Annotated in this window: 7 protein-coding genes and 2 pseudogenes; 6 read left to right on the forward strand and 3 right to left on the reverse strand. The window is 63.4% G+C overall.

What is annotated here, in order from left to right; genetic code table 11:
* Positions 1-101 precede the first annotated feature (101 nt).
* Positions 102-302 (reverse strand): heavy-metal-associated domain-containing protein, encoded by a 201-nt coding sequence (locus tag QWU44_RS06695; protein WP_370914885.1) that lies wholly within the window; start codon positions 300-302, stop codon positions 102-104.
* A gap of 233 nt (positions 303-535) precedes the next feature.
* Between QWU44_RS06695 and QWU44_RS06700 the strand changes: the two genes are divergently transcribed.
* Together QWU44_RS06700 and QWU44_RS06705 are read left to right on the forward strand one after the other, a co-directional pair.
* Positions 536-916 (forward strand): thioredoxin family protein, encoded by a 381-nt coding sequence (locus QWU44_RS06700; protein WP_370914886.1) that lies wholly within the window; start codon positions 536-538, stop codon positions 914-916.
* Positions 917-1,073: 157 nt separating this feature from the next.
* Entirely contained in the window at positions 1,074-1,823 is a 750-nt protein-coding gene (locus QWU44_RS06705; protein WP_370914887.1) for a PspA/IM30 family protein, read from the forward strand.
* 86 nt (positions 1,824-1,909) lie between these two features.
* Here the strand turns inward: QWU44_RS06705 and QWU44_RS06710 are convergent.
* Positions 1,910-2,260: pseudogene (locus tag QWU44_RS06710) on the reverse strand (NYN domain-containing protein); the annotation flags it as partial.
* Between the two features lie 464 nt (positions 2,261-2,724).
* Positions 2,725-3,298: pseudogene (locus QWU44_RS06715) on the reverse strand (NYN domain-containing protein); the annotation flags it as partial.
* 330 nt (positions 3,299-3,628) lie between these two features.
* Between QWU44_RS06715 and QWU44_RS06720 the strand changes: the two are divergent.
* From QWU44_RS06720 to QWU44_RS06735, 4 genes are read left to right on the forward strand one after another with little or no spacing between them, the layout of a single operon-like run.
* Positions 3,629-4,003 (forward strand): GntR family transcriptional regulator, encoded by a 375-nt coding sequence (locus QWU44_RS06720; RefSeq protein ID WP_370914888.1) that lies wholly within the window; start codon positions 3,629-3,631, stop codon positions 4,001-4,003.
* Positions 4,000-4,911: an ATP-binding cassette domain-containing protein gene (locus QWU44_RS06725; protein ID WP_267174152.1), complete on the forward strand. Its 912-nt coding sequence runs from the start codon at positions 4,000-4,002 to the stop codon at positions 4,909-4,911. Before QWU44_RS06720 ends, QWU44_RS06725 begins: the two co-directional genes overlap by 4 nt.
* Complete coding sequence (locus tag QWU44_RS06730) at positions 4,908-6,041, forward strand: hypothetical protein (RefSeq protein ID WP_370914889.1); 1,134 nt, start codon at positions 4,908-4,910, stop codon at positions 6,039-6,041. The genes QWU44_RS06725 and QWU44_RS06730 overlap by 4 nt, the downstream gene beginning before the upstream one ends.
* Before the next feature lie 26 nt (positions 6,042-6,067).
* Positions 6,068-7,120, forward strand: coding sequence for a hypothetical protein (locus QWU44_RS06735; RefSeq protein WP_370914890.1), 1,053 nt, complete (start codon positions 6,068-6,070; stop codon positions 7,118-7,120).
* The last annotated feature ends 32 nt before the right edge of the window (positions 7,121-7,152 follow it).

Here is a 7,152-nt window from a genome sequence, read left to right on the forward strand (position 1 = left end):
GAGATGTACAAGTCACCATTTTCCGGTGCCGGGAAAGCTCACGCCGCCCTGCCAGGGGTAGCGGGGCGGCGTGAGGTGGTGCAGGATCCGGCGCGACCGGGTCAGTCAATGACCTCGTAGCCGGCTTCCCGAACCGCGGCGGAGATGGCGTCATCGGTGAAGCCGTGGCCCGACACACTGACCACGCCCTTCTCGAGATCAACGGTGACTCCCTGCGCGCCCGGTACGGTCGAGATCTCCTCGACCACGGCGTTGCTGCAGTGTTCGCAGGTCATACCTGCCACACGATAGTTCTTGGTCATAACTGCTCCTGTTCTTTCGCTGCTCCGTCAGCGTCGCCGGTGTGTTCTCCGTGGGAGTGGGTCTATTACGACCGTAGCTTTCTTCGGGTACCGTGACGGTGCGGTGGGGGTTACCCCGCACAAACTACCCCAGTTCACCCGGTGATCCGCAACAGTGGCGGGAATACCACGTGGGCTTCCGGTGTTGAGCGGGGTGCACTGTACTCAACCGAAGAATCCGGAGTGAATATTCCATGGCCACGATTGATGTAACTGAAGCCACATTCGAAGAGACCGTCACCAAGGGCGGAATCGTTCTCGTTGACGTCTGGGCATCCTGGTGTGGGCCGTGCGTCCGTTTCGCACCCACCTTCGAGAAGGTTTCCGAGGCCCACCCGGAGGCTGTTTTTGCCAAGCTTGACAGTGAAGCCAACCAGGGGTTGGCCGCTGCACTGCAGATTCAGTCGATTCCGACGCTGATGATCTTCCGTGACGGGATCCTCATGTTCCGGGAGTCCGGTTCCATGTCCGCTGCGGCGCTGGAGGATCTCTATACCCAGGTCAGCGAACTTGATATGGAGCAGGTTCGTAAGGAGATGGCGAAAGAACAGAAAGCTGAGGGCGAGCGCGACTGATTCCGGTGAGCCTCCCCCGGGGGTGTCACTCCCCCCTCGGGAGATTGTCGTCCGCGAACTCGGTTGGCGGTCTCGCTGTCCTGGCTAGACTGGGGTGCAAGAGAGCTGTTTCGTGTGGCGTTGCCACGGTCCCAGGGAAGAGAGTCGAGAACAGATCATGGCCAACACATTTGCCAAGGGATGGAAGTATCTCACCGCCTCCCTGAATAAGGTGATCGACGACAATGCTGATCCGAAGGTCCAGATCCAGCAGGCCACTACTGCGGCGAAAGAACAGCATGCGGCGATCGTGCGGCAGGCGGCCTCGATGATCGGAACGCGGAGTCAGTTGGAGATGAAGCTCAACCGCTTGCTCGTAGACAAGGACAGCCTGGAGAACGAGGCGCGCAATGCCCTACATGCCGCGGATGCCGCAAGATCTGCAGGTGACGGAGAACGTGCGGATGATCTGATGGTCAGCGCAGAGGTTCTCTCCACCCGCCTCGTGGCAGTGGAAGGACAGCTTGAGGAGACCACACACCTCCACGCTCGTGCGGTGCAGGCTGCGGAACAGGCGGAATCGCAGGTCCGGGAGTCGGAAGCCCGCCTGCGGGAGCAGCTCACTGAGATCGCGACGCTGCAGACCCAGGTTGATCAGTCTCAAATGCAGGAAACTGTCAATGATGTGACGGGGTCTCCGGGTGGGGTGGAGCTTGATTCAGCGGTTCCGACCCTGGATGCAGTGCGCGCGAAGATCGAGCGTCGCTACGCGGATGCTCTCGGATCGCAGGAGCTTCTGGAGAACTCCGTTGCGAAGCGGATCACGGAGATCAGGGACACCGGTCTCGACATGAAGGCCAGCACCCGGTTGGATCAGATACGCGCGGAAATGAAGAAACCGGAGGACACCGGCGGAGCCAACACCTGAATCCCCGAAAAGCATGGCGTGACCCCTCCCCGGGATAAGTTCACCGGGAGAGGCAGGTCGGGCCGTGTTCAGGATCGCGTGGCTGATCAGCGGCGCGCGATGTGGAGCAGAACCCCCCGAATGCCGGAGTGGAATCCGTCCCGAAGACTCACGCGCTGAGATTCCGTGAGCGTGTACTCGTGCAGTGTCTCGCAGGCGAACTGGAGTAGGGGGCGGTCAATTTCGGGAGGGAGCCCTCCGCCGCATAGTTGGTGGGCGTTGTTCTTCTGTTCCTCTGACGCTGCGTTGTCGTACCACCAGCTCGCGTATTGCTGTCCCACGTCGAAGGGGGTTTGTGAACCGTCAGATGCCCACACCTCACTGGGGAGCGGCACGTACCGTGAACGTAGTTTGCGGCGGGGTGCCATCATGGAGGGATTCGGGGCGGGGCGCGGTGTGGCGGTTTCTTTTTGTGTCTTGGCGGCGGCAGCACCGGGAGCTTGGGGGGTTTCGCCTGCAGAGGACGAGGTGATTCCGGATGCATCCCGGTTTACGGCATGAGTGATTCCCGGCTCCGTTTTTTCCCGGTCAGTGCGCTCAGGTGGTGCCGAAACCATGGGTTCTCGGGGGGCCTCGGTTCCGGCGTTGGTTGACGGTGATGCGGTTTCACGCAACACGGGTGTGCCGGGCCTGCGGGTTTCACTGGGAGGACCCGGAACGTCGACTTGGTCTTCGCCCGGGCCGCGGGTACGTCCGTGGTCGGGGTTTCCGGGTGTCGGTGTTGCGCGATGCTTCGCTGAATGCCCCCGATTGTCATCGACGACGTTGTCGGGGCGCCCGGGTACCGTAAACGAGGTGTTCAAGAGGTCAGGAATCGACGTTGGGCCGGTTTCCTCGATCGGTTCGGCATCACCGATTGGTTTGGTCCGCACGACCGGTGGAAGGGGGCCTTCGAGAACCTGCAGTTGCATGCACTCGGCGAAATCTTCGCGTGGATCGAGGATGGTGGTGGAGTCGCAGGCGTAGCGGAGTGCGGAGGACATAGAATCCCAGCCGAATCCGTAGAGGTGGACGCGGAGACCGGCGGCGGTGGCTTCCTGGACCCCGGGCAGCATGTCGGCGTCACCTGAGACGAGGACGATATCGGAGCACTGGCCGCGGATTCCGGTGAGAACCATGTCAGCCACCAGACGCGTATCGACGGCCTTCTGTGTGCGGCGTTCGCCCCATTCGATGAGCTGACCTGCGCGGAGCTGCACTCCGTCGCAGGTCCGGAGTGCACGTTGATAACGGTGCGGGCCGGAATCCGGGATTCCGTCGTACCACATCTGTCGCTGGATGGGTTGGCCCAGTTGGTTCTGGATCATCGTGCCGAGGACGGCTACGACTTCGGGGAGATCTATCTCTAACTGGGCACGTGCCCCCGTTTCCCACGAGTTGTAAAAGCTCGCGAGCAGGTAGGACGTATCGACGAATACTTGTGTGCGTTCAAGCATGGCTCCTAATTTCCGTTCATTGTCTTGCTAAATCCGTTTAGTCACTGGTGTCCAGCATGCCTGAAACGGTCCGGTTACGTCGATGTCCCGGGTTGGTGCTTTCAACCGCTTCAGGGGTGCGTTACGACGTCCCGCCAGCACAAGCCGGGGATCTGGGCGTGTCCGGGCATCTGCAGGTATCACCGCTCACCCGTTCGGGGGGTAGTCGGCTAAGGTTTACACCCCCGTATCCGACTGGCTCCACGGGTCGTTGTGGATGGTTGAACTTGGTTATATGGTTAGTTACGTAAGTAACCAACCAATCAACCATCGAGGAACGGGGAGCGGGACATGGAGGAGACCACTCTGCCGCTGTTCCGGCAGATCGCCGCACTCGTCGAAGACTCCATCGTCGACGGTTCACTCACTGCCGGTGAACGAGCCCCCTCCACCAACGAACTCGCGGCGTTCCACAACATCAACCCCGCCACGGCCCGCAAGGGCCTCACCCTGCTCGTGGACACCGGCGTGCTCGAGAAACAGCGTGGGATCGGCATGTTCGTCACCGCCACGGCGCGGGAAGCCATTCTCTCCCGTCGCAGGGAGGCCTTCGCCGCCGGTTTCCTCGCCCCACTTATCGACGAGGCCGTCAAACTCGGGATGACCCGGGGAGAACTGCACACTCTCACCGACCAGGTAGCGGAAAGCCGAGGACTCTACTCATGAACCACAACGACAACACCGTCATCCACGCGGACAACGTCACCATCGCGTATGGAAAAACGCCCGTGCTCACCGATTTCACCCTCACGATTCCGGAGGGTGGCATTCACGCGCTCGTCGGGCCCAACGGGTCCGGTAAGACCACGCTGCTGCGTTCCATCGCCGGCCAGCACGAGACGAAGGGCGGCAGCCTCACGGTGTTCAACGCCCCACCCTTCGACAACGCCGAGGTGATGGACCGCGTCGTGCTCATGGGTGCCGATGTGCCGCTGCCGCGGAGTTGGAAAGGGCGCAGGCTCCTGGAGATCGGTGAGGCACGTTGGGCCACTTTCGACATGACGCGCGCACGCGAGCTCGCGGAACGGTTCGACCTCGATCTGGACAAGAAGTACTCGGCGTACTCAACTGGACAGAAGTCCATGCTCCAGGCCGTCATTGGGCTTGCGGCCCGCTGCCCCGTCACCCTCCTTGACGAGCCTTATCTGGGGCTCGACATCGAGCGTCGCCGGGTGCTCTACACCGAGCTCCGGGCCGATGTGGAGCAGCATCCCCGCACGGTGATCCTCTCCACCCACCAGCTTGACGACGCAGCGGCCGTCATCGACTCCGTCATCGTCATCGGTTCACGGTCTCTGCTGTTCACCGCCGAGGTTGCCGACCTCAATGAGGGAGTGCTCTCCGCGACAGGTCCGGCGTTCCGCATCGACGCGCTCGTCGAGGCGCTCGGATCCACCGGTACAGTGCTCATCCGCGAGAAGCTCACCGGGCAGGAACGCGTGATCCTCGACCTGCGGAGCGCTACCGCAGACGCCATTGACTCCCTGTGGGCGAAGGCACGCGAACTCGGCGTCCGCGTCCAGGCCGCCGACCTCGAGGACGCCGTCACCGCCCTGGCGGGTGATGCCCGATGACTCCCCACGTGACCCCGGGCGGCGGTGTGGACCGCCGACTGATGCTGACACTCGGCGACTGGCGCCGCGCAGGACTCATCCTCGCCTTCATCCTCGCCGACTACGTGCTGCTCACCGGTGTGCTGATGATGTTCATCGAGGACGGCGGCCGATGGAACGTCCTCTACATCGGACTCGTCCTTTTCTCCGGTGCACTCGTGTGGCTGCGTACCCCGGCCGACGGCTACCGGGCCATGAATCTCACCCGGGCGACCTGGAGAAGGCATCACATCGTGCGCTCAGCGGTGTTCACCCTGATCACCGCCCTTGTCGTGGCTCTCGTGGTCGTCGCGCCCGGCTTTCTTCCCCCGCGCGCCCTCGTACCCGTCGGCGTCATTCTCGTCGCGGCGTTTCTCGTGCAGGTCTGGCGGGGACGGTCGATACCGGAGTCCGGGGCCCCGGCCGACGACGGGAAACCGTGGTGGTTGACGGCGGACCTCGGCATGAGCCGTGGAACGCTGATCGGCTCCTCCCCCACGGCCCAGGTCATCCGGGACCCGGTCCTCCGCTTCACGGTGATGGTCTGGGTCGGGGTCCTGGTCTACCTTCTGATGCTCCGACTCCCGCCGTGGGGCACCGTCCGAGAGGCTGATGACCTTGGGTTCATCACGATCATGGTGCTCTCCTTCTGTGGGAGCATGGCGTCCCTGGCTCCCCTGGCCGCGAGGACATGGCGGGCGTACGGCTGGCCGCGACGGGACTTCGTCCGCGGGTGGAACATCACGGCGCTGCTCAACCTCCCGGTGGCGCTCCTGGTCTGGACCGCCGCGTGGGCCGTGGCGTTCCGGGGCGAGATCTCCTTCCACGAGGGGATCCCCGTCTTCCTCGCCGCCGGACTCCTCGCCGTCGGCGGAATGGTACTTGCACCGTGGGCCATCGGGCGGAATGCCTGGTGGTATGCGAGCCTGGTGGCGGCGTACCCCGTCGCCTTCGCGACAGCCTCCACGGACGTCCGTGTCATGTCCGGATCGCTGGCGGTACTCACGATCTGGACGCTCATCCTGCTGTTCGTGATCTCCCCGCGACTCGCTGGAACCACCGACCTCAGCGGGGCGACGTTCCAGGAGCGGTTCTCCGGTAGTCGACGATGAGGAAGGGCATACCGACCGTGAAAACAATGGGTGGTTCACCAACCGCGATCCTGCGCCACGCGAACCCATGGGTCCTGCCTGTCCTGGTGACCCTGATCTCCGCCGCAGGTCTCTACGGGTACCTCTTCACGGGATATCGGCCGCATGCGTGGCCCGCGTGGGTCGCTGTGGCACTCGGTGCGGTGCTTTTGGCATCCACCGGTGGCGCGGACACCTACCGGGCCTTCAACCTCGACCACGCGACCTGGCGTCGCCACCATCTTCTTCGGGTGGGGCTGTACACGGCCGTCCTCTCCGCCTGTGCCCTGACCAACTGGTTCGTGCGCGGCGAGGGCGTTGTTCTGGTGAGCGTCGTGTTCTGGGTGGTGGCCGCCATCATCCAGGTCCGCAGCACGCGGACTTGGCCGGAGGCGCCCCGGACGGCGACGTCGAGGTCGGGAGATCCGGCGATCAGCGGTGGTGGCCCGCGCCGGGCGTGCCGGGCGATCATCGCCGGCAACGTTGTTCCGCGGAACCTCATCGGCTGGGGACTCACGGCCGTCGCTGCGGTCGTCATCTGTCTCACAGACATTCGGGTGAACTGGCCGATCCTTCCGCTGGTGATGGTGATGACGGGTCTCACATCCGACGAACGGCCGGACCGCTGGATGGCCTTCAACGGTCGTCGACGGACCTGGCTGCGGGAACGGATGCGACTGGCGTTGCTCCATCCGGTCATGGCTGCGGTCGCGTCATTGCCGTCCCTACTGATCGTGAACCCGGATGACCATCTACTCACCGGGATCTGCAGGTGGATCGCGGTGGGATTCCTGATTACCACCATCGACATCATCCTCCCCGTGCTCACCGTGTGGTGGGCGCCCTATCTCATCATCATCATGGGGCTGACGGGCATTCCGGCCCTGTTGCCCGCAGACATTGGTCCTGACCCGACCCTCTATCCCGTGGTCGGCGCGGGATTCCTCATCGTCAACTACATCGTGGCCGACCTGTGGCTGGTCCGGCGTTGGCGGCCGGGGTCGAGGGGGTTGGCGGATTGGTTGGGCATGAACACCGGCAGGGCAACCAACGCGGGATGAGTGGCGGATGAACATCCCGAAAACTGACGGTA

This window comes from Corynebacterium sp. CCM 9203, from assembly GCF_041357675.1.
Taxonomy (GTDB): Bacteria; Actinomycetota; Actinomycetes; order Mycobacteriales; family Mycobacteriaceae; genus Corynebacterium.

Coding starts and splice junctions, on each gene's coding strand:
- QWU44_RS06695 (WP_370914885.1), bottom strand. CDS start 302: ATGACCAAGAACTATCGTGTGGCAGGTATGACCTGCGAACACTGCAGC.
- QWU44_RS06700 (WP_370914886.1), top strand. CDS start 536: ATGGCCACGATTGATGTAACTGAAGCCACATTCGAAGAGACCGTCACC.
- QWU44_RS06705 (WP_370914887.1), top strand. CDS start 1,074: ATGGCCAACACATTTGCCAAGGGATGGAAGTATCTCACCGCCTCCCTG.
- QWU44_RS06720 (WP_370914888.1), top strand. CDS start 3,629: ATGGAGGAGACCACTCTGCCGCTGTTCCGGCAGATCGCCGCACTCGTC.
- QWU44_RS06725 (WP_267174152.1), top strand. CDS start 4,000: ATGAACCACAACGACAACACCGTCATCCACGCGGACAACGTCACCATC.
- QWU44_RS06730 (WP_370914889.1), top strand. CDS start 4,908: ATGACTCCCCACGTGACCCCGGGCGGCGGTGTGGACCGCCGACTGATG.
- QWU44_RS06735 (WP_370914890.1), top strand. CDS start 6,068: ATGGGTGGTTCACCAACCGCGATCCTGCGCCACGCGAACCCATGGGTC.